This is a genomic window from Elstera litoralis (genome assembly GCF_000963705.1).
Taxonomy (GTDB): domain Bacteria; phylum Pseudomonadota; class Alphaproteobacteria; order Elsterales; family Elsteraceae; genus Elstera; species Elstera litoralis.
In genome coordinates this window covers 1-1,366 of record NZ_LAJY01000770.1, presented here as the reverse complement: position 1 = coordinate 1,366, position 1,366 = coordinate 1, and the positions used below count along the sequence as shown (strand labels likewise).

The window sequence follows — 1,366 nt, the reverse complement described above, 5'->3', positions numbered from 1 at the left end:
CGCACGCGCTGATCGATGGCGACCGCAAGCAGAAATCCCAGCGCCAGCGCGAGAATGAGAAACAGCGCGCCGAAAATCACGAGATTATGGATCGAGGTCAGCCAGCGGTCATTCCCGAAAAGCTGTTCGTATTGGCGCAAACCGACGAAATTATTGTTCGGTAGCATGCGGGAGTTGGTAAAGCTGATCCAAATCGTCCAGCCGGTCGACCCGATGTAGACGACGATCAGCACCATAAAAGCCGGGATGAGAGCAGAAATCGCCCCCGCCCCGGTGGAAAGCCGGGATCTTTTGGGTTTCATGGCGCAACCCTTCCCCGCCTGCGCGGTGGCGCAGCGACAGGGGCCAATATTTTAGAAAGGAAAAGCAGCGCGGCGGAAGTGCCGCCGCGCTGCCGAAGGGGCTAAAGCTCTTGCTTCAGCACGCCCACGATTTTTTCGATGAACTGATCGACGCTGGCATTCGGCGTGTTCCAGAACTGGGAATACACATCTTCCAACGCACCGGTCATCGCTGGCGACGACAGCATTTCGACGGCAGGCACTTGCTGCGCCTTATCGCCGATCACTTTCATGGCCCGTTGTGCGCAAATATCGAGCGACGAGCTGTCGACATCGAGGCGCACAGGGATCGAGCCCTTCTTCTGGGCAAACTTGATTTGGGTTTCGGGGTCCAGCAGCACTTTGGCCAGAACCGACTGGGCTTTCGCCTGGGCCGCGTCTTTCGGTTTCGGGAAGGCGATAACGTCCCCGCCCATCACGTAACCACCGCCCCGGCTGCCGAACAAAGTGCAGCCATATTCTTTCCCGGCGGTCTGATTGGCGGCGACGAATTCACCCTTCGCCCAATCGCCCATGAGCTGCATAAAGGCCTTACCCTGGATCACCAGCGTAGTCGCGTCCTGCCAATTGCGCCCCGGCGCGCCTTGATCGACGTAGGAGCGCAATTTCGCATAGGTTTCCGCTGCTGCCCGGAAGTGCGGGCTGCGCGCTGCCGCTTCGCTGCGTTTACCGAAAAACTCGTTCCAAACCGCAGGGCCGCCCTTATCGAGCAGAACCGCGTTGAACAGGCCGCGCTCCCAGGTCTTTTGCCCAGAGAAAGCCAGCGGGACAAGCCCGGCGGCTTTCACCTTCTCCAGCAGAACAATGGCTTCGTCCCAGTTCTTAGGCTCGGTGCCGCCGATTTTCTCCAGAACGGACTTATTGTACCAGACCCAGTTCTGCCCGTGGATATTCACCGGCACGGCATACATCTTGCCCCGGCGGGTGGTGGCATTCAGAATCGCTTCCGGAATGACCGATTTCCACTTGCCTTCCGCTGCGGATGCTTCCACATCGGCCAGCAGATTATTTTCGACGAGATCATC

The 1,366-nt window shown here is 58.6% G+C and carries 1 protein-coding gene and 1 pseudogene; both read right to left on the bottom strand.

Going from position 1 to position 1,366, the window contains the following annotated elements:
- Nucleotides 1–302: pseudogene (locus VZ95_RS19695) on the bottom strand (sugar ABC transporter permease); the annotation flags it as partial.
- 101 nt (nucleotides 303–403) lie between these two features.
- Nucleotides 404–1,366, bottom strand: a 963-nt coding sequence (locus VZ95_RS19690; RefSeq protein WP_045777378.1) for an ABC transporter substrate-binding protein, incomplete at its 5' end; no start/stop codon positions are given.